General features: G+C 63.3%; 25 protein-coding genes and 1 tRNA gene. 18 read left to right on the forward strand and 8 right to left on the reverse strand.

Annotated elements, in window-relative coordinates; genetic code table 11:
• Positions 1-33 precede the first annotated feature (33 nt).
• Positions 34-849: a DUF8371 domain-containing protein gene (locus G8O24_RS24020; RefSeq protein WP_188103634.1), complete on the forward strand. Its 816-nt coding sequence runs from the start codon at positions 34-36 to the stop codon at positions 847-849.
• Positions 850-1522: 673 nt separating this feature from the next.
• Here G8O24_RS24020 and G8O24_RS24025 read toward each other — a convergent pair.
• Positions 1523-1599: transfer RNA gene (locus tag G8O24_RS24025), tRNA-Met, on the reverse strand.
• A 190-nt stretch (positions 1600-1789) separates the two neighbouring features.
• Positions 1790-2158 (reverse strand): hypothetical protein, encoded by a 369-nt coding sequence (locus tag G8O24_RS24030; protein WP_188103635.1) that lies wholly within the window; start codon positions 2156-2158, stop codon positions 1790-1792.
• Between G8O24_RS24030 and G8O24_RS24035 the strand changes: the two genes are divergently transcribed.
• The 4 genes from G8O24_RS24035 (at position 2146) to G8O24_RS24050 (ending at position 6557) form a co-directional block, all read left to right on the forward strand.
• On the forward strand, positions 2146-3744 hold the full coding sequence (locus tag G8O24_RS24035) for a GMC family oxidoreductase (RefSeq protein WP_188103637.1): 1599 nt from the start codon (positions 2146-2148) through the stop codon (positions 3742-3744). The genes G8O24_RS24030 and G8O24_RS24035 overlap by 13 nt on opposite strands.
• A 216-nt stretch (positions 3745-3960) precedes the next feature.
• Positions 3961-4473 (forward strand): CvpA family protein, encoded by a 513-nt coding sequence (locus G8O24_RS24040; protein ID WP_188103639.1) that lies wholly within the window; start codon positions 3961-3963, stop codon positions 4471-4473.
• 131 nt (positions 4474-4604) lie between these two features.
• Positions 4605-5387 carry an SDR family oxidoreductase gene (locus tag G8O24_RS24045; RefSeq protein WP_188103640.1) on the forward strand — a complete coding sequence of 261 codons (783 nt, stop codon included), beginning with the start codon at positions 4605-4607 and terminating at the stop codon, positions 5385-5387.
• A 180-nt stretch (positions 5388-5567) separates the two neighbouring features.
• Positions 5568-6557 carry an NADPH:quinone reductase gene (locus G8O24_RS24050; RefSeq protein ID WP_188103642.1) on the forward strand — a complete coding sequence of 330 codons (990 nt, stop codon included), beginning with the start codon at positions 5568-5570 and terminating at the stop codon, positions 6555-6557.
• A 3-nt stretch (positions 6558-6560) separates the two neighbouring features.
• On the opposite strand, the gene G8O24_RS24055 is transcribed toward G8O24_RS24050, so the two are convergent.
• Positions 6561-6992 carry a DUF3775 domain-containing protein gene (locus tag G8O24_RS24055; protein ID WP_188103644.1) on the reverse strand — a complete coding sequence of 144 codons (432 nt, stop codon included), beginning with the start codon at positions 6990-6992 and terminating at the stop codon, positions 6561-6563.
• 121 nt (positions 6993-7113) lie between these two features.
• Between G8O24_RS24055 and G8O24_RS24060 the strand changes: the two genes are divergently transcribed.
• The 6 genes from G8O24_RS24060 (at position 7114) to G8O24_RS24085 (ending at position 12369) form a co-directional block, all read left to right on the forward strand.
• A complete protein-coding gene (locus G8O24_RS24060) occupies positions 7114-7965 on the forward strand; it encodes an MBL fold metallo-hydrolase (protein WP_188103646.1) in 852 nt (283 codons plus the stop codon).
• A gap of 142 nt (positions 7966-8107) precedes the next feature.
• Positions 8108-8950 carry a fumarylacetoacetate hydrolase family protein gene (locus tag G8O24_RS24065; protein ID WP_188103647.1) on the forward strand — a complete coding sequence of 281 codons (843 nt, stop codon included), beginning with the start codon at positions 8108-8110 and terminating at the stop codon, positions 8948-8950.
• Positions 8951-9122: 172 nt separating this feature from the next.
• Positions 9123-9734, forward strand: coding sequence for a glutathione S-transferase family protein (locus G8O24_RS24070; protein WP_188103649.1), 612 nt, complete (start codon positions 9123-9125; stop codon positions 9732-9734).
• Positions 9735-9748: 14 nt separating this feature from the next.
• Complete coding sequence (locus G8O24_RS24075; protein WP_188103651.1) at positions 9749-10618, forward strand: MBL fold metallo-hydrolase; 870 nt, start codon at positions 9749-9751, stop codon at positions 10616-10618.
• A gap of 123 nt (positions 10619-10741) precedes the next feature.
• Positions 10742-11890 carry an alpha/beta hydrolase gene (locus G8O24_RS24080; RefSeq protein WP_188103653.1) on the forward strand — a complete coding sequence of 383 codons (1149 nt, stop codon included), beginning with the start codon at positions 10742-10744 and terminating at the stop codon, positions 11888-11890.
• Between the two features lie 110 nt (positions 11891-12000).
• A complete protein-coding gene (locus G8O24_RS24085; RefSeq protein WP_188103655.1) occupies positions 12001-12369 on the forward strand; it encodes a hypothetical protein in 369 nt (122 codons plus the stop codon).
• A 143-nt stretch (positions 12370-12512) separates the two neighbouring features.
• Here G8O24_RS24085 and G8O24_RS24090 read toward each other — a convergent pair whose 3' ends face one another.
• Positions 12513-13235: a hypothetical protein gene (locus G8O24_RS24090; RefSeq protein ID WP_188103657.1), complete on the reverse strand. Its 723-nt coding sequence runs from the start codon at positions 13233-13235 to the stop codon at positions 12513-12515.
• A 185-nt stretch (positions 13236-13420) separates the two neighbouring features.
• Here G8O24_RS24090 and mbfA point away from each other — a divergent pair, with 185 nt between their 5' ends.
• The 4 genes from mbfA (at position 13421) to G8O24_RS24110 (ending at position 17389) form a co-directional block, all read left to right on the forward strand.
• Positions 13421-14392, forward strand: coding sequence for an iron exporter MbfA (gene mbfA / locus G8O24_RS24095; protein ID WP_188103659.1), 972 nt, complete (start codon positions 13421-13423; stop codon positions 14390-14392).
• A 9-nt stretch (positions 14393-14401) separates the two neighbouring features.
• Complete coding sequence (locus tag G8O24_RS24100; protein WP_188103661.1) at positions 14402-15262, forward strand: hypothetical protein; 861 nt, start codon at positions 14402-14404, stop codon at positions 15260-15262.
• 32 nt (positions 15263-15294) lie between these two features.
• Complete coding sequence (locus G8O24_RS24105; protein ID WP_188103662.1) at positions 15295-15825, forward strand: cytochrome b; 531 nt, start codon at positions 15295-15297, stop codon at positions 15823-15825.
• Between the two features lie 91 nt (positions 15826-15916).
• Entirely contained in the window at positions 15917-17389 is a 1473-nt protein-coding gene (locus G8O24_RS24110) for an amidase (protein WP_188103664.1), read from the forward strand.
• Positions 17390-17502: 113 nt separating this feature from the next.
• Here G8O24_RS24110 and G8O24_RS24115 read toward each other — a convergent pair whose 3' ends face one another.
• A complete protein-coding gene (locus G8O24_RS24115) occupies positions 17503-18591 on the reverse strand; it encodes a Zn-dependent alcohol dehydrogenase (protein ID WP_188103665.1) in 1089 nt (362 codons plus the stop codon).
• An 80-nt stretch (positions 18592-18671) separates the two neighbouring features.
• The gene (locus G8O24_RS24120) at positions 18672-20456 is read right to left on the reverse strand and encodes an acyl-CoA dehydrogenase family protein (protein ID WP_188103666.1); all 1785 of its coding nucleotides are present in this window, start codon (positions 20454-20456) and stop codon (positions 18672-18674) included.
• A gap of 258 nt (positions 20457-20714) precedes the next feature.
• Here G8O24_RS24120 and G8O24_RS24125 point away from each other — a divergent pair, with 258 nt between their 5' ends.
• Both G8O24_RS24125 and G8O24_RS24130 read left to right on the forward strand, forming a co-directional pair.
• Positions 20715-21416, forward strand: coding sequence for an SDR family NAD(P)-dependent oxidoreductase (locus G8O24_RS24125; RefSeq protein WP_188103668.1), 702 nt, complete (start codon positions 20715-20717; stop codon positions 21414-21416).
• Positions 21417-21535: 119 nt separating this feature from the next.
• A complete protein-coding gene (locus G8O24_RS24130) occupies positions 21536-22366 on the forward strand; it encodes an enoyl-CoA hydratase (RefSeq protein WP_188103670.1) in 831 nt (276 codons plus the stop codon).
• Positions 22367-22594: 228 nt separating this feature from the next.
• Here the strand turns inward: G8O24_RS24130 and G8O24_RS24135 are convergent, their stop codons facing one another.
• The gene (locus G8O24_RS24135; RefSeq protein WP_188103671.1) at positions 22595-23218 is read right to left on the reverse strand and encodes a GNAT family N-acetyltransferase; all 624 of its coding nucleotides are present in this window, start codon (positions 23216-23218) and stop codon (positions 22595-22597) included.
• Between the two features lie 90 nt (positions 23219-23308).
• Positions 23309-23512, reverse strand: coding sequence for a DUF1127 domain-containing protein (locus G8O24_RS24140; protein ID WP_188103673.1), 204 nt, complete (start codon positions 23510-23512; stop codon positions 23309-23311).
• A gap of 110 nt (positions 23513-23622) precedes the next feature.
• Between G8O24_RS24140 and G8O24_RS24145 the strand changes: the two genes are divergently transcribed.
• A complete protein-coding gene (locus tag G8O24_RS24145) occupies positions 23623-24516 on the forward strand; it encodes a transcriptional regulator GcvA (RefSeq protein ID WP_188103675.1) in 894 nt (297 codons plus the stop codon).
• Positions 24517-24638 lie beyond the last annotated feature (122 nt).

Here is a 24638-nt window from a genome sequence, read left to right on the forward strand (position 1 = left end):
ATTCGACGAAAATTCTGTCTATTCAGCATGTTAATGGCATTGCTGCTGAATGACAGCGACCGAAACGCGTGGGATGCGGCAGGCTGGGTGCGTGGGCTTGTCAATGCGATTTCCTCGTCGACGGCAGATTTCGCGGGTGAAGCGCTGGAGCGCTTGAAAAAGAATGCAGATCTCGCATCCTATTCGCCCCATATCTTGCACGCTTACGAAAGCCAGAAACAGCGCCGACGGGAGGCCGCTTTTGAGCGTCCCGATTGGCCGAAAACCGTAGCGGCGCTGGATAACGGGCCGCCCGCGACCGTCGCAGATCTCCACTCCCTTCTGGTCGCGCAGCTTCGGGACGCTCGGCAACGCATCCAGCGGACGAACACGGATATCTTCAAATACTTTTGGAACGTGGACGCCTACAATCGGCCAGAAGAGCCGCGTCCGGAGGAAGCCTGCCGGGATGCGCTTGTCGACGTTATTCGTCCGACCTTGAAGCCTTTGGGTATCGCCGTTGAGCCAGAGGGCCATATGGCAGGCGACAAGCGTGCCGACATGTCGGTCGTTATTCCCGGCTGCAAGGTGCTATGCGAATGGAAGCGGGACTACCATGCAAAGGTCTGGACGGCGATTGAAGGCCAGCTTGAGCGCTTCTACGCGCATGATCCGGACGCCAAGGGCTTTGGCGTGTTCGGCGTATTCTGGTTCGGCAACAAGAGACCTCAGATGCTTCCAGCGCCTCCCAATGGAATGCAGCGGCCTCAATCGGCCGACGAAATGGAGCGAATGCTCATCGAGTTGACCCCAGCCGCCATGCGCCATCGCCTGGCGGTCATCGTCATCGACGTGTCTGGCGACTTCTGAGCAAACGGCGATCAGTGTCTCCCTGAAACGATGGTGTTGGACACGGGAGCCCGAAGGGGATTTTGCGATCGCCGTCGTCGCTTGCGATACACTGCTGTTCAAATCGCAAAGAACGCATCTGCGCGTGCGAGAGACCTACTGTGACAGATCGGTCATACGCCGGAGGCGGCGATAAAAGCGAGAATAAGATTGCGCTACTGATGAGTGCGCCGACGTTTGCCAATGTTCGCCATTGCTTATTCGACGGATATTCGACGATTTCTTCAATCCAGATCTAAGTCATTGAAATATTTGGCGCTCCCTAGGGGAATCGAACCCCTGTTTCAGCCTTGAGAGGACCAGGACTGATCTCGCAAAAACGAGGTCAAGGAGGGAGGATCACTCCGTGTGAGCCGCTGTTTTCCTGTCGGATTACATGTGGAGAGCCGGCGACTTTCGGCTCACAAAGTGCGTTTTAAAAATCGTCAGTTGCCATCTGAAACGGTCGTCGGGGTAACTGCCTGAAGGAGATCGCGATCAGCCGGCAATCACAATTGAGTCATCACGCCATCGCCAAGCTACGCTGCAACCTACTTCTCACCGCTTCCACCACGCTTCCACGAGCGAAACTTGAGCGCAAATTTGGAGAAGCAAAAAGCCCCTGAAACCAATTTGATTTCAAGGGCTTGAAGCTTGGTTGCGGGGATAGGATTTGAACCTATGACCTTCAGGTTATGAGCCTGACGAGCTACCGGGCTGCTCCACCCCGCGTTAAACACTTGCGCGCCTTCGTCAAAAGGCCGGGGACGGTGGATTAAGGGCCGACGCTGGTGGCGTGGCTTGCTTCTCCCGTCCCGAAGGCTTCCCTGGAAGGCAACCCCGGGCAAAGCCCTCGGGTGCGGGGCGTATGTACCAACCCGGGCCGGCTTTGGAAAGGGCCGCCGGGACGTTTTTTTCGACTTTATGACAGGTCGAGCGCGCGGATTCCGGCCGATCTGCCCTGCACTTGCCAGAAGTTCCACAAACCGCCAGCTTGCGGCAACAAAACAGCGGCGAAATTGCCGGATGGGGAGGAGCGCCATGGACAAATCCCTGGACGATATTGCGGACCGTCCCCGGGGCGGGTGCCCCGCTGGCTGCGCTGACGAACCGCTTTCAGGCCATGGCCGCGCGCCTGCGCGCCGTGGTCGCTGATCATGCGGAGCGTTTTCGGCGGGCAATCTCGGCCGATTTCGGCCGCCGGGAGGCCGCTCTCGATGGCTTCGCTCCGCTCGCAATGACGACGACAACAAGAACTCTTCAAGGGGGAAAACAACAGTGACTGATACATTCGATTTCATCGTCGTGGGCGCGGGCTCGGGCGGATGCGCGGTGGCGGGGCGGCTGTCGGAGGATGCGGCGACGTCGGTGGCGCTGCTCGACGCCGGCGGCGTCAATGACAGCTGGCGCATCACCACGCCGTTCGGGCTGGCCTTGCCGTACAAGGCGGCCAATTGGGCCTTCGATACGGTGCCGCAAAAGGGATTGAACGGGCGCATCGGCTATCAGCCGCGCGGCAGGGGCCTCGGCGGGTCCTCGGCGATCAATGCCATGGTCTACATCCGCGGCCACAAATGGGACTACGACCACTGGGCCTCGCTCGGCAATCAAGGCTGGTCGTATGCGGACGTGCTGCCCTATTTCAAGCGCTCGGAAAACAATTCCGATTTCGACGGCGAATATCACGGCAAGGGCGGCCCGCTGCACGTCAACAGGCTGCGCTCGGACAATCCGATCCATGACGTTTTCCAGCAGGCCGCGCGCGAGGCCCAGTTCCGCATCCGCGAGGACTTCAACGCAGAGGATCACGAGGGGCTCGGCAGCTACCAGGTGACGCAGCACAAGGGCGAGCGCTGGAGCGCAGCGCGGGCCTATCTGCAGCCTCACATCGGCAAACGCGCCAATCTGCGCGTCGAGACCGGCGCGCATGCGACGAAAATCCTTTTTGAAGCAGGGCGCGCGGTCGGCATCGAATATCTGCAGGGCAGGCAGAAGAAGCAGCTGCGCGCACGGCGCGAGGTGATCCTCGCCGGTGGCGCGTTCCAGTCACCGCAGCTCTTGATGCTGTCAGGCATCGGCGATGGCGAGGCGCTCCGTGCCCATGGCATCGGCGTCGTGCATCATTTGCCGGGGGTCGGGCGCAATCTGCAGGACCATCCGGATTTCGTGTTCGTCTACGCCTCCGACTATCCGCATTTCGTGCATTCCTCGCTCGGCCGGCTCCCCTCCCTGCTCCGCGCCATCCAGCGCTATCGCCGCGAGCGGCGCGGTCTGATGACCACCAATTTCGCCGAATGCGGCGGCTTCCTGAAGACGCAGCCCCACCTCGACGTGCCGGACATCCAGCTCCACTTCGTGATCGCGATGCTCGACGACCACGGCCGCAAGAAGCACAAGGAGGCAGGCTTCTCATGCCATGTCTGCCTGCTCAGGCCGAAGAGCCGCGGCAGCGTCTGGCTGAAAAGCGCCGACCCGCTCGCTGCTCCCATGATCGATCCGAATTTTCTCGGCGAGGCGGAAGACCTCGAAGCGATGGTTGCCGCCTTCAAGACCACGCGGCGGCTGATGGAAACGCCTGCACTGCGCGCGTTGCAGAAGAAGGACATGTTCACGTCCGCGGTGAAAACGGACGACGACATCCGCGCCATCCTGCGCAATCGCGTCGACACGGTCTATCACCCGGTCGGCACCTGCAAGATGGGCACGGACGCGATGGCCGTGGTCGATCCGATACTGAAGGTGCGCGGCGTCGAGGCCTTGCGCGTGGTCGACGCCTCGATCATGCCGACGCTGATCGGCGGCAACACCAATGCGCCTGCGATCATGATCGGGGAGAAGGCGGCGGATATGATCAAGGCAGAGATCAGAGCGAGCTAGCGGCGCTACGTCATCCTCCGCTTGTCCGGGATGACGGAGGTGTCCAACTCGACGCGGGCTCGCACCCGCGAGGATGTTTCCTTTACTGACGTCGAATAGTCATGGAGTGAGCGCAGTATCTGAGCTGGAGCCGCAAAAAATACGGACGATTTTAGCGATCTGAAACCGGAACGATCGGTTGGACGTTCATTCGTTCCACCGAGGCAGGGTTCGCTCATGAATAGTTTCGATCTCGCGGTCTATGCGGCGCTCGCGCTTGCGATCGGGTTTGGGTTCAGGACCGGCCTATTGCGCAGCGCCATGACCATTCTCGCCTATCTGCTCGCCGCCCCGATCGCGGTTTCGCTGATGCCGATGATTGCGCCGCAGATCGCCGGCAATCCGAACGCGCCGCTCTTCCAGAACTGGATCTGGTTCTTCGGCATCTTCCTGGTGGTCGGCATGCTGCTGGGCTATATCGGCCGCTTCGTGCTGGACGACACGATTAGCGAAGCCGGGATCGGCGACCGGCTCGGCGGTGCCGCGCTCGGCGCCATCAGGGTCGGCCTCGTCGCCACCACGCTGGTGCTGGTGTTCGACCAGATCGTGCCGGCCAACCGCCAGCCGCCCTTCCTGGCCGGCTCGCACCTGCGGCCGCTGTTCTCGGCGGCCGGGCAGATGGGCTTCAAGTCACTGCCGCCGGAGGCCGCTGCCGCGATCGACCGCCTCAAGCAGGAGCGGCATATCTGATCATGCCCGTTTGCATCGCCTCGGCGGCACGCCATGCATTTTGACGCTGGCCCCTCCCTTATCAGCGGCATCACTCTTGGCTAGAGTGCACCCCGTCCAAAAACCTGCCTGCTATTTTCGGGAGTGAAACAGTGGATCTTGGGATCAAAGGTCGCCGCGCCATCGTCTGCGCATCCAGCAAGGGCTTGGGGCGCGCCTGCGCCATCGCGCTGGCGGAAGCCGGTGTCGATGTTACGCTGACCGCGCGCGGCGCCGAAGCGCTGAAGAAGACGGCCGACGAGATCCGGAAGGCCTATCCCACCGTCAAGGTCACCGAGATCGTCGGCGACATCACGACGCCCGCGGGGCGCGAGGCCGTGCTGAAGGCCTGCCCCGAGCCCGATATCCTCATCAACAATGCCGGCGGCCCACCGCCCGGCGATTTCCGCAACTGGACCCGCGACGACTGGATCAAGGCGATCGACGCCAACATGTTGACGCCGATCGAGCTGATCAAGGCGACCGTGGATGGCATGATGGCGCGCAAGTTCGGCCGCATCGTCAACATCACCTCGGCCGCGGTGAAGGCACCGATCGACATTCTCGGCCTCTCCAACGGCGCCCGCGCCGGCCTCACCGGCTTCATCGCCGGCCTGTCGCGCAAGACCGTGATCAACAACGTCACCATCAACGGCCTGTTGCCGGGTCCGTTCGAGACCGACCGTCTCACCGGCACCGCGAAGGCCGAGGCCGACAAGCGCGGCACGACGCCGGAGGCGATCCTGGCCGAGCGCGCAAAACTCAATCCGGCCGGCCGCTTCGGCCAACCGGACGAGTTCGGCTATGCCTGCGCCTTCCTGTGCGGCGCCAAGGCCGGCTTTATCACCGGGCAGAACATCTTGCTCGACGGTGGCGCCTTCCCGGGAACGCTGTGATCTTTCACCTCTCCCCAGCGGGGAGAGGTCGATTTGCGCCAGCAAATCGGGTGAGGGTTGTTGCAACAAGTGAGAGCGTGACCCCTCACCCGGCGCTACGCACCGACCTCTCCCAAGGGAGAGGTGGATTCCCGATGCCGCACCCGCTTGCCCAAAATCACAGCTCGGAAAGTGATCCAGATGAGAGCGGTTTGGTACGAGCAAACAGGGCCGGCGGTCGACGTTCTCACCTATGGTGAAATGGCGACGCCGGTCGCGGGCCCGGGCGAAGTCCGCATTCGCCTGGAGGCCTCCGGCGTCAATCCGGCCGATGTCGGCCGGCGCGGCGGCTCCTATCGCGCCATGGAATTTCCGCGCGTCATTCCGAACAGCGACGGCGCAGGCTTCGTCGATCAGATCGGCGACGGCGTGACGCGGTTCAAGCCCGGCGATCGCGTCTGGCTGTTCAACGGCCAGCGCAACGGCCGCGCCTTCGGCACAGCGGCGGAATATATCGCGCTTGCCGAGCAGCTGGTGACGCCGCTGCCGGACAATCTGTCCTTTGCGGAAGGCGCAACGCTCGGCATCCCCGCGATGACGGCGTGGTGCGCCTTGTTTGCCGATGGGCCTGTTGTCGGCAAGACCGTGCTCGTCACCGGCGGCGCCGGCGCAGTCGGGCACTATGCGGTGCAACTGGCGAAATGGGGCGGTGGACAGGTGATCGCCACCGTCAGCTCGGCGATGAAGGGCGAGCAGGCGCGGCAAGCGGGCGCCGACCTGGTAATCAACTATAAAGACGAAGACGTTGTCGCCAAGGCGATGGCATTCACCGGCGGCCGTGGTGTCGATCGCGTCGTCGACGTCGATTTCGGCGGCAATATCGCGACCACGCTGAAGCTGATGGCGATCAATTCGACCATCGCGGTCTACGCCACCAACGGCAATCGCACGCCCGTGGTGCCGATGCGCGAGCTGATGGAAAAGTGTATCGCGCTGCGCACGCTGGTGCTGTTCGCGCTGCCGCCGGCGCTGCTCGCGGCGGCGCAGGCCGACATCTCGAAATGGCTGGCTGCCGGCCGGCGGATTCACAATGTGGCCGCGCAGTTCGCACTCTCAGACACTGCACAAGCGCATCTCGCTGTCGAGGAGGGCGACAAGCTCGGCACCGTGATCGTCGATTGCGCGCGGTAAGGTTTAGGAAACAGGCGTGGTCCGCTCGTCGCTCCAGTCGATGCCGAGTTCGTCCATGCCGTCGGCGAGCAGATCGCCGAGCATCGGCTCGCCCAGGAGATATTGCACGGTCTCGCGCCGCGGCGTTTTGTATTCGGCGCGCGCCTCGACCGCGCGGGCGCGCAAGTCGTCCCACTCGTCGACATCGCCGTCGCCGCGACCCAGCCACATCAGCGTGACCAGATCGAGTTGCTCGTCCTCGTTCAGCGCACGGATAAAGCCCGCCAGCTCGGCGGCAACAGGGTCGGACGCGGTGTCCTCGAGCACGTCGATCTCATCGTCGTCGGAGGGGTTCGAACCGGAATCCTGGTCAGTGGCGCCTTCCTTGACATCGAATTCGCGCGCCTTCTCGATGATGAAGGCGACCTTGTCGGCCGAAATCGCAAGCTCTGGCATGGGCTCCCCCTTTGGCTCTCGATGGGTTCCTCACATAACGCAACATCGCGACAGATGATCCATTGCGTTCGCCGGCGGAAGGCCGCATCTTTCGCGAAAGCAAGAAAATAGGGGACGCCGCATGCCGTGGACAGTGGGTCGGGTCAAAATCACCAAGGTCGTTGAAATGGAGACGGTCGGCTCGACCCGCTTCATCCTGCCGGCCGCGACCGCCGACGCAATCCAGAAGCTGCCCTGGCTGATCCCGCATTTCGCCACCGAGGAGGGCCGGCTGAAAATGTCGATCCACTCGCTGGTGGTGGAGACACCGACGCGCCGCATCGTGGTCGACACCGGCCTCGGCAACGACAAGCAGGGACGTGGCATCCCGGCCTGGAATAATCGCACGACGCCATTCCTGGAGGCCATGACGGCCGCAGGCTTTCCCCCTGACAGCATCGACACCGTGCTGTGCACCCATCTTCACGTCGACCACGTCGGCTGGAATACCAAGCTGGTCGATGGCAAATGGGTGCCGACCTTCCCCAAGGCGCGCTATCTGTTCGGCAAGACCGAGTATGACTATTGGCGCGACTATACGGCCGAGCCCGACAAGGTCGCGGTGTTCAACGATTCCGTGAAGCCGGTCGTCGATGCTGATAAGGTCGAGCTGATCCCGAGCGATCACCGGCTGTGCGAGGAGATCAGCGTGATCGCGACGCCCGGCCACAGCCCGGGGCACATGAGCGTCCTGATCGAATCCGGCGGAGAACAGGCGCTGCTCTCAGGTGACGTCGCCCATCACCCCTGCCAGATGGCCCATCTCGACTGGTGCTCCGTCGTCGACACCGACATCGCCCAATCGGCGGCATCCAGGCACAAGGTGTTCTCGCGCTTTGCCGATACCCCGACGCTGGTGATCGGCGGGCATTTCTCGGCCGGCCACATCAAACGGGACGGCGATGCGTTCAGGTTCGAGGCGCTGCAATCATAGGCTTCGGGTGGGTTAGCCGAAGGCGTAACCCACCCTACAGAGGAAAGGCTGCAATGCACCCCTTTTTCGGCGGTTGAATTTCCCGCCGCGCTGTTCCATGAAGCTATTTAACCGATCAGTCCATCCCAAGGGAGAAACGAGAATGAAGCTTGTTCGTTATGGCGAAAAGGGTGCCGAGAAGCCCGGCCTGATCGACAAATCCGGACAGTTGCGCGACCTGTCGGCGCATGTGAAGGACCTCACCGGCGAGGCCTATTCGCCGGAGTCGCTCAAGAAACTGGCGGCGATCGATCCCGCCTCGCTGCCGGCAATCTCGGGCAAGCCGCGCTTCGGCGCCCCCGTGACCGGCATCTCGAAATTCGTCGCGATCGGCCTCAATTACAGCGACCATGCCAAGGAGACCGGCGCTGCCATCCCGACCGAGCCGATCATCTTCATGAAGGCCAACACCTCGCTCTCGGGCCCGAACGATAACGTCGAGAAGCCGCGCGGCTCGACCAAGCTCGACTGGGAGGTCGAGATCGCCGCCATCATCGGCACGCGCGCCAAATACGTCTCGGAAGCCGACGCGCTGAACTACGTCGCCGGCTATTGCGTCTGCAACGACGTCTCCGAGCGCAACTTCCAGACCGAGCGCCTCGGCCAGTGGACCAAGGGCAAGTCGCACGACACGTTCGGCCCGGTCGGCCCCTGGCTCGCGACCAAGGACGAGATCAAGGACGTGCAGAACCTGTCGATGTGGCTCGACGTCAACGGCCAGCGCCGCCAGACCGGCTCGACCAAGACCATGATCTTCTCGATGGCGAAATGCGTCTCTTACGTCTCGCAGTTCATGACGCTGCTGCCCGGCGACATCATCACGACCGGCACCCCGCCCGGCGTCGGCCTCGGCATGAAGCCGCCGACCTTCCTCAATGTCGGCGACGTCATCACGCTCGGCATCGAAGGCCTCGGCGAGCAGCGCCAGGAGATCGTGGCGGCGTAACCTGCCGCCCTTCTCTCCCCGTCATTGCGAGGGAGCCCCGCGACAAAATTGCGAAGCAATTTTGCGCTGGCGACGAAGCAATCCAGACTATTTCCGCGGAGACAGACTGGATTGCTTCGCTTCGCTCGCAATGACGACAACGACTGCCGAATGTTCTTCAGGATATTTCCCCATGAAACTCTCCTTCTCCGCCGCCTCGCCCTTTGCCCGCAAGGTGCGCATCGCCGCGATCGAGCTAGGGCTGATCGACAAGATCGAATTCACCCCCGCAACCGTTGCCCCGGGCACGGCCAACGAGGACTATTCGAAGATCACGCCGCTGAAGAAGCTGCCGGTGCTGATCACCGATGACGGCGACGTGATCCTGGATTCCTACGTCATCGTCGAATATCTCAACGAGATGGCCGGCGGCAGCCTGATCCCGGATTACGGCCCGCGGCGCTGGAAGGCCAAGACCAACCATTCGCTCATCAACGGCATGCTCGATTCCATGCTGCTGTGCCGCTACGAGAAGATGGTGCGGCCGCAGGGCCTGCAATGGCAGGCCTGGTCGGACGACCATTGGAACCGGGCCTGGACCGGCATGGCACGCTTCGAGAACATGCCTGATGTGCTGAACGGCCCGTTCGACATTTCGCAGATCGGCCTTGTTTGCGTGCTCGGCTATGCCGACTTCCGCTTCGCCGATTGCGGCTGGCGCAAGGCCTATCCGAAGCTCGATGCCTTTCACCAGAAGATGCTGGAGCGGCCCTCGGTGAAGATCTCGGTGCCGCCGGCGGCTTAAGCGCTGGAGTTCTCATGAGCCTGACATATTCGATCGGCGATCTCACCATCCATCGCATCATCGAGCAGGAGACGTCATTCGTCCCGGCACTGGAGATGCTGCCGGGGCTGTCGCCCGAGGCTCTGGCCGAGAACCGGGCCTGGATGCGGCAGGCCAAGGCACTCGACGACAACGACGTGTTGCTGCTGTGCTTCCAATCCTATGTGGTGAAGACGCCGCACCACACCATTTTGGTCGACAGCTGCATCGGCAACGACAAGCCACGCCCGCAGCGGCCGAAATGGAACATGAAGACCGACGACACCTATTTGCGCGCACTCGATGTCGCGGGCGTTTCGGTCGATGACATCGATTTCGTGATGTGCACGCATCTGCATGTCGATCACGTCGGCTGGAACACGCGGCTGGAGAACGGCCGTTGGGTGCCGACCTTTCCCAAGGCGCGCTACGTTTTCGCCAAGCAGGAATACGACCATTGGTTCGAGCAGAATGCGAAGGCGGAGATTCCGCCCTTTGCCGACAGCGTGCTGCCCGTGGTCGAGGCTAACAGGCACGAGCTCGTCGGCAACGATCATCAAATCGGCGACCACGTGCGCATCCTGCCGACGCCGGGCCACACGCCCGGCCACGTCGCCATCGCGATGGGCCGCGGCAAGGACGATGCGGTATTCTCGGGCGACCTCATGCACTCGCCGCTGCAGACGCTCTATCCGGAGCTGTCGATCAAGTTCGACGTCGATCCGGCCAGGGCGGCGACGACACGCCGCAGCTTCCTCGAACGCTATTGCGACACCGATACGCTGTGCTGCACCGCGCATTTCCCCTCGCCCTCGGTGGGGAAGATCAGGCGCAAGGGCAACGCGTTCGTGTGTGCGGCTATTTAGCGAGATGCCGTAGGGTGGGCAAAGGCGCACTTGCGCCGTGCCCACCAACTCTCTCGATCACGAAAAATGCGTGGGCACGCTCCGCTTTGCCCACCCTACGATTCCACCCATGTGGGGAAAGCAATGACTGCACTCCCAGACATTCCCCTGCCCGCCGGCATCCGCTCGCGTTACGTCGACGGCATCAACGGCCTGCGTATGCACGTGCTCGAGGCCGGCTTCGAGACCGGTGGGCGTCCCTGCATCCTGCTGCTGCACGGCTTTCCCGAGCTCGCCTTCTCCTGGCGCAAGGTGATGCCGACGCTCGCGGCCGCCGGCTATCACGTCCTTGCACCCGACCTGCGTGGCTATGGACGCACTACGGGCTGGAGCGCTGATTACGACGGCGATCTTGCGCCGATCTCGCTCCTCAATCTGGTGCGCGACGCACTCGCGCTGGTGTCGGCGTTCGGCTACCGGCAGGTCGATCTCGCCGGGCATGATTTCGGCAGCCCGGTTGCGGCCTGGTGCGCGCTGATCCGGCCGGACGTGTTTCGGTCGGTGACGTTGATGAGCGCGCCATTCGGCGGAGCGCCGCCACTGCCGTTTGGCACCGTCGATGCCCCGGCAAAGCCAGCGGACGAAGACCCCGTGCATCGCGAACTCGCCGCGCTGCCGCGCCCACGCATTCACTATCAATGGTATTATTCGACACGCCCGGCCAATGCCGACATGCTGCACGCGCCGCAAGGCCTGCACGATTTCCTGCGCGCCTATTATCATCACAAGAGCGCGGACTGGACCGACAACAAGCCCTATCCGCTCAAGTCGTGGTCGGCGGGCGAGCTTGCAAAGCTGCCGACCTATTACGTGATGGACCTCGGCGAGACCATGCCCGAGACAGTCGCCAAGGAGATGCCCTCGCCCGCCGCGGTGGCCGCCAATCAATGGCTGCCGGATAGCGATCTCGCTTTTTACAGCGCCGAATATGCCCGCACCGGATTCCAGGGCGGCCTGCAATGGTATCGCTACGTCACGACGGGCATGCTCAACCGCGAGATGCAGCTTTTCTCGGGCCGCAGCATCGATGTGCCCTCGTGCTTCATCTCGGGCGGGCAGGATTGGGGCACCCATCAGCGCCCCGGCGTATTCGAGGCGATGCAGGGGCGCGGCTGCACCAACATGCTCGGCTGTCATCTCGTCGACGGCGCCGGCCATTGGGTGCAGCAGGAGCAGCCCGCCGAGGTCAGCCGGCTGCTCCTGAGCTTCCTGCACGACGCCGCAGCGGACTGACGCGGCGCCACCGCCGCGTCACATGGCATTAATCCCCGGTTCAGGGAACATTCGGCAATGTCTGACGTTGCGGGATACCGGATCTGCGTCCGGCGACCATGGAGATGAAAATGGACAAGAAGATCGCCGGACTATTGGGCGCGGTGGCTGCGCTCGGGACGCTTGGCGCGGTTGAAGCCGCACCGGCACCGACAGACGTTCTGCAGGCGAATTCATATGCCGACCTGCTGGAGCCGATTGCGAACGCCAGCGCCCTGCTGCAAGCCATCGATGAAGCGCCACCGGCAAAGACGAGCGAGAACGTCCAGGTCGCGCAATTCTACTATCATCACCACCACCATCATCACCATCACAGCTTTTATCGACGCTATCGCTATTATGACGACGCGCCCGTCGTGGTGGTGCCGCGGTATCGGCGGTATTACCACCATCACCATCATCACCACCATCATCACAGCTTCTATCGCCGCGATTATTGATGTCGGTGGCAGCGTGAATGAGATGAACAGGACCTTCGGGTCCTGTTTGCTTTTGCCGATGTCATCGTCGGGAAGAATAGGCAGAAGCACCGACCGCTAGCACGGCGCGCCGGACCCGGTGCGCCCGACAGCGGTCGCCTGTCCTATTCGTTGCGGGCCTTCTCCTTGGCCGCGCGATGCAGATGCCGGTAAGTGCCGTCGAACACCGTATCGGATGACGACGTCCATTCGGTGCCGGCGGCGAGTGTGGGACGGCTGTTGTAGATTCGGCGAGCCTGGAGCTCGCGCTCCGCCGCTTCCTCCTCTTCCATGGGCTCAAGCTCGAAGTTCGCTTCCTCGGGAATGACGATGATCTGAGCAAATGGCTCGTTGGGCCGGAAGATGTGGGTACGCCCCTCAGCCGGCGCCTTGAAGACGCAAAAGAACATCATCGGCCACCAGTTGCGGATCAACGCAGGGACCGCAATCGGCACGGTGTCGGTCTGATCGGCATAGAAGCGCGGATGCGGCTCGGTGCGGACAGCCATGCCTTTCTCGACCTTGAGATCGAGCAGGATCTGATAGGTGTAAAATGCGTCGCCAAACCTGCGAAACGGTGGCCATTCCGCGCCACCTTCCGGCGGCGCGCCCCAATCGGCCTCGAGGACCAAGCGGCCCTCTCTGGTCGTGACACGAAGCTCGAAGTCATAGGGATAGAACAGCTCGATGCCGTACTGCGCGCCCTCGGAAAAGGGCACGCAATGCCAGACCTGCTCACGCGAACCATTCGCACGAGGCTCGCGCTTGCCGGCCCATCCGGGGATTTCCAGCTTGGTGCGGCGGGGCGCCAGACGCGGATCGTTCAGACGAAATTTGACCTTGGCCATTATTCACCCGTCCATTCACACTGTAGAATTCGAGCCTGTACATCGGGGCAGGCTTGCGTTGCTCTCAGGCACCATCATGGCGGCGCATGGATTGCTAGGGTTCGCGTAGCGCGCGTGAATTGACCCTGAACGAATTGAAGCCTATATCACTTTAGAACCATTCTAAAGTGATAGCAGGATCACACGTGAAGAACTTTGCCGATCTGACCGAGCGCGAAGTGCTCGCAGTCGCGATCTCCTCCGAGGAGGAGGACAGCCGTATCTACATGACTTTCGCCGAGGATCTGAAGGAGCGCTATCCGGACTCGGCCAAGCTGTTCGAACAGATGGCCGAGGAGGAGCGCGGCCATCGTCACATGCTGCTGGAACTCTACGAGCAGCGCTTCGGCCAGCATCTGCCGCCGATCCGGCGCGAGGACGTCAAAGGATTCCTGAAGCGCCGCCCAATCTGGCTCACCAAGAACCTGCCGCTCGACACCATCCGGAGGGAAGTCGAGACCATGGAACTCGAGGCCGAGCGCTTCTATGCGAAGGCCGCCGAGCAGGCCGAGGACGTCAATGTCCGCAGGCTGCTGGGCGACCTCGCCGAAGCGGAAAAGAGCCACGAGAACACCGCAGCCAGGCTGACCGACGAGATTCTCAAGCCCGACGTGCGCGCCGAAGAGGACCGCACGCGCAGGCGGATGTTCGTGCTGCAATATGTGCAGCCGGGCCTCGCCGGCCTGATGGACGGCTCGGTCTCGACGCTGGCGCCGCTGTTCGCGGCCGCCTTCGCCACGCATCATAACTGGCAGACCTTTCTGGTCGGCCTCGCGGCCTCGATCGGCGCCGGCATCAGCATGGGATTTGCGGAAGCGCTGTCCGACGACGGGTCGTTGACCGGACGCGGCTCGCCCTGGCTGCGCGGCGTCACCTGCGGCGCGATGACGACCGTCGGCGGGCTCGGCCATACCGCGCCCTATCTCGTGCCCGACAGCTGGTCCAACGCATTTTGGATCGCGACCGCGATTGCCTGCGTCGTCGTGTTCTTCGAGCTCTGGGCGATTGCCTATATCCGGGCCCGATACATGGACACGCCGTTCCTCCAGGCCGTGTTCCAGATCGTGCTCGGCGGCGCGATCGTGCTGGCGGTAGGCATCCTGATCGGGGCGGCATAGGCGACGACGATGAAGCAGCGTCTTTCATTCACCGTCGCAGCCCTTGCGGCCGCATTGATCCTCCCGGCCCTGGCCGGGACCGCCTACGCGACGGACGAGATTCAAGTCTACAATGCCGGGATCGCCGAAGTGGGCCAGTTCACGATCCAGCAGCATCTGAACTACGTCGCCCTCGGCCAGAAGACTCCGCCCTTTCCCGGCGGGCTCGTCTCAAATCACAGCCTCAACGGCACGCCGGAATTCGCCTACGGCGTGACCGATTGGTGGGAGGTCGGGCTCTATTTGCCGTTCTCGGTCCAGGACGAACGCTTCTATTCGGACGCCTTCAAGCTGCGAACGCTGTTCGTTTCGCCGCATGCCGAACAGCGCAATTTCTTCTACGGCGTGAACTTCGAATTCAGCAACGAGACACCGCCCTTCTCCCAATCCCGCTTCTCGATGGAAATTCGTCCCATCATCGGGGTGCGAAACAGCGACTACGAGTTCATCGTCAATCCGATCGTCGACATCCATTTCGGCAAGTTCGCCGAGCAGCATTTCGCGCCGGCCGCGCGCCTCGCACGCAAGTTCGGGGACGATCTGTTCGCAGGATTCGAATATTACAGCGACCTCGGCCAGATCGGGAGCTTCGACAAGCTGGCGGACCAGCAACATACGCTGTTTGCCGTCACCGATTTCAAGGCCGGCGTGTTCGACGTGAACTTCGGCATCGGCTACGGGTTGACGCCGGCATCTGACCGGCTCGTGGTCAAGACCATCATCGGCTATGCCTTTCCCGTGCCGGGTCAGAAACCGGACGGCAACACGCGGATGAGCAGCGGGCCCGTCAATCCGTTCCTCCACGCCGCAGCGCGCGGCTTTCAGCCCTGATCGCGTCACTTGGATTCAACGCTGGGATTGCCATGACCACCCGCCTTCAATACGGCACGCCTGCCAAGATCTTTCACTGGCTCATCGTCGTACTGCTCGCCGTGCAATACCCGATCGGCTGGTTGATGCCGGATCTCCACCCGGGCACGAGCCCCGGCGCCAGCATGACCTTTCACGTCTCGATCGGAATTGCGATCCTGGTGCTGACGGCTCTGCGCCTTGCCTGGCGTGTCACACATCCGGTCGCACCCGAGAGCTCTCTGCCTGCCTGGCAGCGCCTGTCATCGGAAGCCGTCCACTGGCTGCTGTATGCGCTGGTGCTGGCGACCACGATCTCGGGGTGGTTGTTTGCCTCCTTCCGTGGATGGTCCATTTCGTTCTTCTATCTCGTGCCGCTGCCGATGCTCGCATCCGACAACGCGGCCGCCGGCCGGACCATCGACGGTCTCCACCAGGCGATGGAATTGGCGCTGCTGGTCACGATCGGCCTCCACGTCGGCGCCGCACTCGTGCACATCTTCGTCCATCGCGACCGCGTGATGCAGCGCATGCTGCCGGGGTAGCGTCCTGGACAGATCAACCGCGATCAAACGGCGGTTGCGGCATCGGCTAAAACTGCGCATCATCGCGACCAGAGAAGCGCAGGAGCATGACGTGGCCAAATCGGAATGGAGTTTCAGAAGCGCGGTCGAGCTGTCGGCCGCCTTGGCGGCGAAGAAGGTTTCCGCTGTCGAGCTGACGCAGGATGCGATCGACCGCATCGAGCGCCACGACGGCAGGATCAACGCGATCTGCGTCCGGGATTTCGATCGGGCCTTGAGCGCCGCGCGCGAGGCAGATGCCGCTCTGGCCCGCGGCGAAGGCAAGCCGCTGCTCGGCCTGCCCATGACGGTGAAGGAATCCTACAACATCGCCGGCCTGCCGACGACCTGGGGTATTCCCGCGCAGAAGGATTTCATCGCCAAGGAAGATGCGCTGCCGGTCACGCGGGTGAGGGACGCCGGCACCATCGTGCTCGGCAAGACCAACGTGCCGCTCGCGCTCGCGGACTGGCAGAGCTACAACGACATCTACGGCACCACCAACAACCCCTACGATCTCGGCCGCACGCCGGGCGGCTCCTCCGGCGGGTCGGCGGCGGCACTTGCCGCGGGCTATGGCCCGCTGTCGATCGGCTCCGATATCGGCGGCTCGCTGCGTGTGCCGGCCTTCCATTGCGGCGTTTACGCACACAAGCCGACCTTCAACCTCCTCGCCATGCGCGGGCACGTCGCCCCGCCGGCGCCGCCTCTGCCGTTCGAGCGTGACCTCTCGGTGATCGGCCCGATGGCGCGGAGCGCGGCCGACCTTTCGCTGCTGCTCGACGTGATGGCAGGCCCCGATCCGATCGAGGCGGGCATCGCCTATAAGCTGGAGCTCCCCGCCGCGCGCCACGCCGCGTTCAAGGATTTCCGCGTGCTGGTGGTCGACACCGATCCGGTGCTGCCGACCGACACCGTCGTACGCGGGACCATCAACAGGCTCGCCGACAATCTCGCCAAATCAGGCGTCAAGATCGAGCGGAGCAGTCCGCTGCTGCCTGACTTCGCGGCCTCGTCGCGGCTCTATATGCGCATGCTGTTGTCGTTCCTGGCTGCGAGCTTTGCACCCGACGTCTATGCCGGCGCCAAGGCAGCCGCCGCGGCCCTGCCGGAAGGCGACAATAGTCTCGGCGCGGAAAGATTGCGCGGCATCGCGTTGAGCCACCGCGACTGGGTCGCGGCGAACGCCGGACGCACCCGGTTGCGGGCGCAATGGCGCGAGCTGTTCAAGACGTTCGACGCGGTGATCTGCCCGATCATGCCGACGCCGGCCTTCCCGCACGACCACTCCGAGGACCAGGAGCAGCGCCGCATCACAATCGACGGCAAGGCGCATGTCTATACCGACCAACTCGCCTGGCCCGGCATCGCCACGCTGCCCGGCCTGCCCTCGACCGCGATCCCGACCGGCTTTGCGCCGGATGGCCTGCCAGTCGGCGTGCAGATCGTCGGCCCGTGGCTGGAGGACCGCACGCCACTCAAGCTCGCCGAGCTGATCGAGCATGAGTTCGGAGGGTTCGTGCCGCCGAAGATGTTCGACGATTAGTCTCACCGCCCGTCATTGCGAGCGAAGCGAAGCAATCCCGGAATGTATCCGGAGAAACAGACTGGATTGCTTCGTCGCAAGAGCTCCTCGCAATGACGGGTTGATAATTCGGCTCAGCTATCGAACACGATCACGCTGCGCAGCGTCTTGCCGGCCTTCATGTTGGCAAAGCCTTCGTTGATCTCGCTCAGCTTCAGCTTGGCCGAGATCCAGTCTTCCAGATGCAGCCGGCCGCGCAGGTAGAAATCGACCAGGCGGGGCATGTCGACGCGGAAATGGTTCGAGCCCATCGAGGAGCCCTGGATCTTGCGTTCGCGCAGGAAATCGAATCCGTGCAGCTCGATCTTCTGGCCGAACGGGATCATGCCGACGATGGTGGCGGTGCCGCCGGAGGCCAGCATGCCGAACGCCTGCTCCGCGGTCTCCTTGCGGCCGAGCACCTCGAAGGAATGATGCACGCCGCCATTGGTGAGGTCGCGCACCTGTTTCACGACGTCGCCATCGGCGGGATTGACGATGTCGGTCGCGCCGAGCTTGGTTGCAAGCTGAAGCTTGGCCGGATTGGTGTCAATGGCGATGATGCGGCCGGCGCCGGCGATCTGCGCGCCGTTGATCGCGGCCATGCCGACGCCGCCGCAGCCGATCACCGCCACGGTCTCGCCCGCCGTCACTTTCGCGGTGTTCACGACCGCGCCATATCCGGTAATGACGCCGCAGCCGATCAGCGCGGCGAGATCGAGCGGCATCTCGTTGCGGATTTTGACGATGGCGTTCTCGTGCACCAGCATCTGCTCGGCGAAGGACGAGAGATTGAGGAACTGATTCAGCTTCTCCGGCCTGTTCCACTGCATCCGGTTGGACGCTCCCGGCAGCATCTTCACCGTGGTGTCGGTGCAGAGCACGGTGCGGCCGGTGGTGCAATTATCGCAGGTGCCGCAGAATACGGACAGGCAGGTCACGACGTGATCGCCCGGCTTCACATAAGTCACGTCAGAACCGACCTGCTCGACGATGCCAGCGGATTCGTGTCCAAGCACCGCGGGCAGCGGATGCGGATAGAGCCCTTCCATGAAATGCAGGTCGGAGTGGCACAGGCCGGCAACGGCGGTGCGGATCAGCACCTCGCGCGGGCCCGGCTTGGGCAGGCTGACATCCTCGATGACCAGCGGCTTGTTGACTTCATAGAGGACGGCGGCCTTCATCGGTTGTTTCCTCGTTTGTTGTTTGTTTGGTGGGCGCGGGTTCTTCACCTCTCGCGAAGGGCGAGGTGAAGAAAAAGAGCCTACGCCGGCAGAACCAGTTCGCCAACCTCGCTCATGCCGGCTGAGCTGTCGCCGAGCAGCAGTTCAGCGATCTTCGCCTGCGTCGCATTTTCCGTCAGCCGGAACGGATCGCCCGGCGACACGCGGTGGTCGATCACCAACCGCGACAGCAGCAGCCGGCGCGCATCACCGCGCATCTCGTGGATGCGATGCGCCTCCCAGGCGAGCGCCACGGCGCTGGCGACATGATAGAGCAGGCTCGTGGCACGGCGGGCATCGGCTTCATTCTCGGCCTTGCCTGCGACCTCGCGTGCAAAGCCGACGGCGCGGTCGACCAACTTGCGCAAATTGTCCCGCCAGGCCTGCGGCACCGAGGCACTGTCATCGAGACGCGCCTGCAGATCGGCTGCAAGCGCGGATTCCGCACCGTGACGGCCGACCGCGCGCCTGATAGCATCGATCGCGACGATGTTGCCGGTGCCTTCCCAGACCGAGCCGAGATGGGCGTCGCGCAGCAGGCGGGGTGTGGCGAATTCCTCGACATAGCCAATGCCGCCGCGCATCTCGAGCGCATCGCCGCAGACCTTGCGCGCATCGCGCGTGGCGCGGAATTTCAGCGTCGGGGTGAGGATGCGCAGCAGCGCCGCCGCGTCCTGGCTGCCGGCTTCCGCACGGTCGAGCGCATCGGCGGTGAGGAAGCTCATCGACATTGCCTGTTCGACCGGCAGCAGGATCTTCAGCATCTGCCGACGGCCGAGCGGCAGATCGATGATACGCTGGCCGAACACCACGCGATTCTTCGCCACCGTCATCGCGTCGTGATAGGCCCGCCGCATCAGCGCGGTCGATTTCACCCCATTGGAGAGGCGCGAGGAATTGACCATCTCGGCCATCTGCACGAAGCCGCGATCGAGCTTGCCGACGGCATAGGCGATGGCGCCTTCGAGCTTGATCTCGCCAGAGGCCATCGAGCGGGTGCCGAGCTTGTCCTTCAGGCGCACGATCCGGTAGTGGTTCTGCGAACCGTCGTCGAGGAAGCGCGGCATCAGGAACAGGCCGACACCGCGCGTGCCGGGGCCGGCGCCTTCGGGCCGCGCCAGCAGCATCACGACTTTCGCATCGGCATTCGAGCAGAACCATTTTTCGCCATGGAGGCGCCAATGGTCGCCCTCCTGCACCGCGCGCGTGGTCAGTGTGCCGACATCGGAGCCGCCTTCCTTCTCGGTCATGAACTGGCCGCCTTGCGTCAGCTTGCTCATGTCGGTCGAGGTCAATCCATCCAGATATTTGGCTTTCAGCGCCTCGCTGCCGAAATTCGCCAACAGCTTGGCGCAGCCGTCGGTGACGTTGATCGGGCAGCCCATGCCGAATTCGGTCTGGTTGAACAGGAAGGTGAAGGCATGCTTGGCCACGACGGGATATTTGTCCGGCCAGCCCATGATGCCTTTGCGGATCGAAAGCGCGTGAATGCCGAACTCGCCGAACGCGGCATTCTCCAGCTCACGATAGGCCGGATGATATTCGATCCACTGCACCTCGCGACCGAACTTGTCGCGCTGGTGCAGCACCGGCGTGTGCCGGTCGGCGAGGCGCGCGCATTCGTCGAGATGGCCACCGGCCATCTCGCCGAGACGGTCCAGATGCGGTTCGATGTGGCGGAACAGATTTTCCGGCAGATGGATGCGCAAAAGATCCGTCAGCGCCTGATCCGCGCGGTAAAAATTCATGCCCGACGTATCGGGCGCCAGCAAGCCGGATGGTGCGGTCGCGACATCTTTTGGCTGCCCTGTGACCGGCTTGTGCATGATCGTCCTCTTCGCTTCCGCCCGGCGGCAATTTTTGGCGCTTATTTTGGCGCTTGCCGCTTGAGATGATGTCGATCATGCTCCCATCGCGGAAACGGATAAAGCCGCAAATTGGCAGGGAGGCATGATCGCCGTGAAGGAGCAATTCGCCCTGCGGAATTGTGACCAGCCCGGCTGGTTGTCCGCGCGGCGGATGCCTAGATCAGCAAGGTCCCGTCCCCAAGAGATCACGCCACAGATCACGCCAGAGACCACATCATGGAACACCCGACATACAAGATCGCTCTCATCGTCGGCGCCGGCGAAGGCCTGAGCGCCTCGCTAGCGCGCCTATTGTCCGCGCAGGGCATCCGCGTCGCGCTGGCCGCGCGCAAGATCGAGAAGCTCGGTGCGCTCTGTAGCGAGACCGGCGCAAAGGCCTACGCCTGCAACGCCACCGAACCCGAGGAGGTCGAGCGCCTGTTCGGCCTGGTCGAACGCGAGATCGGCGTGCCCGACCTCGTGGTCTACAATGCGTCGGGCCGCTCGCGCGGGCCGTTCGTCGACCTGGTGCCGGCCGAGGTCGCGAATGCGATTGCGGTCAGTGCCTATGGCGGCTTCCTGGTGGCGCAGCAGGCGACGAAGCGCATGCTGCCGAACAAGCACGGAGCGATCCTGTTCACCGGCGCCTCGGCGAGCGTCAAGGGCTATGCGCAGTCGGCGCCGTTCGCGATGGGCAAGTTCGCGCTGCGCGGCCTCGCGCAGAGCATGGCGCGCGAATTGTCACCGCAGGGCATTCATGTCGCGCATTTCGTCATCGACGGCGGCATTCGCAGCGCGGCACGCAGCGAGCCTGCGGACAAGCCGGATTCGATGCTCGATCCCGATGCGATCGCGGAGAGCTACTGGAACGTGCTGCAGCAGCCGCGCAGCGCCTGGAGCTGGGAGCTGGAGCTGCGGCCCTGGGTTGAGAAGTTCTGAAGCAAACTGCCGCAGGGTGGGCAAAGGCGCACAGCGCCGTGCCCACCATCTCGGCGAAATTGCAGAAAAAACGTGGGCACGCTTCGCTTTGCCCACCCTACGAGAGCCAGGGAGGAATCATGACCACCGAAACCAACATCGATACCGGCACCAGCGAACTCCTCTGCGTCATCCGCGACCGCGTCGCGGTGATCACGCTGAACCGGCCCGAGGCGCGCAACTCGCTGTCGGACGCGCTGACGCCGGCGCTGCGCACGATGATCCGCAGCTGCGGCGAGGATCCCAATGTCGGCGCGCTGCTCATCACCGGCGCGGGCGAGGCCTTCTGCGCCGGCGGCAACGTCAAGGGCATGGGCGCGCATCGCGATCCCAAGAAGCTGGAGATGTCGCAGGAAGACCGCATCGCCGATCTCCAGGAGCGGCAGCGGCTGCTCACGGGAGCACTGGTGTCGGTGCGCAAGCCGACCATCGCCGCCCTGCCCGGCCCGGCGGTCGGCGCCGGCCTTGCCATCGCCATGGCCTGCGACATCCGCATCGCCGCGCAATCCGCCTTTGTCGCCACCGGCTATGCCCGCATCGCACTGTCAGGCGATTACGGCATCGCTTGGCTGCTGACCCGACTGGTCGGCACTGCACGGGCGCGCGAGCTGATGTTCACCGGCGATCGCATCGAAGCAGCCCGCGCCGAGGCCATCGGCCTCGTCAATCGCGTCGTGCCCGACGACAAATTGCAGGCCGAAGCTTTCGCCCTGGCAAAATCCCTCGCCGAAGGCCCACGCCTGGCGCTGCGCTACATGAAGGACAATCTCGACGAAGCCGTGCTGTTCGATTTCGAGACCGCCCGCGACCACGAAGCCGAGCGGCTGGTCCGCCTCACCACCACGGCCGATCACAAGGAGGCGGTGCAGGCCTTCATCGAGAAACGGAAAGCGGTGTTTACGGGGAAGTAGGATCGCTCGCGAATCTTTGACCGTCCCGCTGAGGTGGCCGCTTCTTCAGCGGCCCTTGAAGGGCGACGGCCCGACTCTCGCCGCGGCAACATCACGCATGCAGATGGGCCGCTCATCCTGAGGTGCTCGTTCTGCGAAAGGGCGCAGAACGAGCACCTCAGGATGACGAGTCTGAGAGGGCAAAAAAATGCCCGGCTCTGGCTGGACCAGGCCGGGCTTGCAGTCATGTCAGGCCGAGGCTGAGGGGCTGTCGGCCTGACGGGAAAGGGCGGCGAGGCGCCAGCTGGCGCAGGGAATCTCCTTCGGCGCGATGTGGATCTCCTTGTCGAACCGCACCAGCTTCCAGTCGTCGGGATGGTTGACGAAGGCGAAGCCGGACTTGCGCGCGAGCGAGATCATGGTCGCGTTGGAGCGTAGCGTGTCGCCGAACATGTGCTCGGCGCCAAGGGCTGCTGCGCGGCATTCGAGATTCGTCATCAATGCGGTCGCGATGCCGTGGCCCTGCCAACGATCATCGACCGAGAGGCCAAATTCCAGCGTCGAGGTCTCGGCATGGAGGGCGTAGCGCGCCTCGGCGACGATCGTCTCGAAGCCGTCGACCATCTTGGTCGCGACGACGCTGAACCGTTCGCGCTCGCCGACGGCAAGGAAATCGTTCAGCAGGCCTTTCGGCAGTTCACTGATCGCACCGAAGAAGCGGTTGTAGCGGGAGCGGGTCGAGAGCGAACGGAAATAGTGCTGCAGCTCGTCGGTGTCGCGCGGCTCGACGAAGCGCACGTTCAGCGCCTCGCCATGCCGGGTGCGCAGCGTGTCCGAATACTGCTTCAGCTCTTCCAGGCGATAGGCGCTCATGACACGAGCCTTGGACGGTCGATGGTGGGTCAGTGAATGTTCCGGACCGCCGGCGCCCCTGTGATCAGGCGGCGCCGGCCTGGCGGCCAATCAGGCCCGCCAGAAGGGTTTCTCGGCCTCGAAGGCGACGTCGGTCCAGGACAGGCCGACGTCGTGAAGGTCGCGGGCGGTCCAGTTGGTCAGCTCGCGCCTGGTGCGATAGCGCTCGTGCCAGACATGCAGCGTCTCGCCAATCTGCTGGATCAGGCCGGACGCATGATGATTTGTCATCGAATTCTGGGTCAAAGTAGACATCTTCAGCTCCTGGAGCTAATTTGAACGCTAATATCTGCTTCCGAACGCGCTGCGACAAACGACAATTTGTACCCTTTCGCATGAAATAAGCTCATGTATCCTGTTGCCAAATGACTGCCAGATTGCCCTCCCTGAACGGATTGCGGGCGTTCGAGGCCGCCGCGCGCCATCTCAGCTTCACGCTGGCCGCATCCGAGCTGAACGTGACCCAGACCGCGATCAGCCATCAGATCCGCAGGCTCGAGGAGGAGCTCGGCATCCGCCTCTTCATCCGACAGAACCGCGCGCTGGCGCTGACCCCCGAAGCGCGTGACTACCTGCCCGGCGTCCGCGCCGCCTTCAACGACCTCCGCCTCGCCACCGACCGGCTGCTGCGCAAGGACGACGACAAGGTGCTGACGGTCTCGACGATCGCTTCGCTCGCCGCGAAATGGCTGCTGCCGCGCCTGACCGATTTCCAGGAGGCCCATCCCGGCATCGACGTCCGCATCACCACCTCGACCAGCCTGGTCGATTTCCAGCGGGACAATGTCGATGCCGCGATCCGCTACGGCCGCGGCCAGTGGGCCGGCGTACGCGCCGACTGGCTGATGGCGGACGAGCTGTTTCCCGTCTGCAGCCCCTCCCTCCTTCGCGGCGACAAATCGCTGCGCATGCCGGAGGACCTGAAGGATCACGTGCTGCTGCATACCAACAACAGCGACGACTGGCGTCTTTGGCTGACGGCCGCGGGCCTGTCGACCGGCATCTCGCGCCAGCCCGGCATCACCTTCGACATGACCTTCATGACGGTGCAGGCCGCGATCGACGGCATGGGCGTGGCGATGGGCCGCACATCCTATGTCCAGGATGACATCGCGAAGGGGCGACTGGTGGTCCCCTTCAAGATCGTGCTGCCGGCAGACGCCGGCTTCTATCTGGTCTCACCGGACGGCCGCCGCGAAGCGGCAAAGCTCACCGCCTTCCGTCAATGGATCCTCGCTGCAACGCAAAATAAGGGCTGAAAAATCAGCAGCTTCCGCGGCAAATTCGATTGACTCGCAACGTTGCCCGCGAGAGGGGTAGTCAGATTGTCACAGCAACAATCTGTCGCCTGCCCAGAAAACAAAGTTCCGGTCCGGCCACG

Source organism: Bradyrhizobium campsiandrae, assembly GCF_014529705.1.
Classification (GTDB): Bacteria; Pseudomonadota; Alphaproteobacteria; order Rhizobiales; family Xanthobacteraceae; genus Bradyrhizobium; species Bradyrhizobium campsiandrae.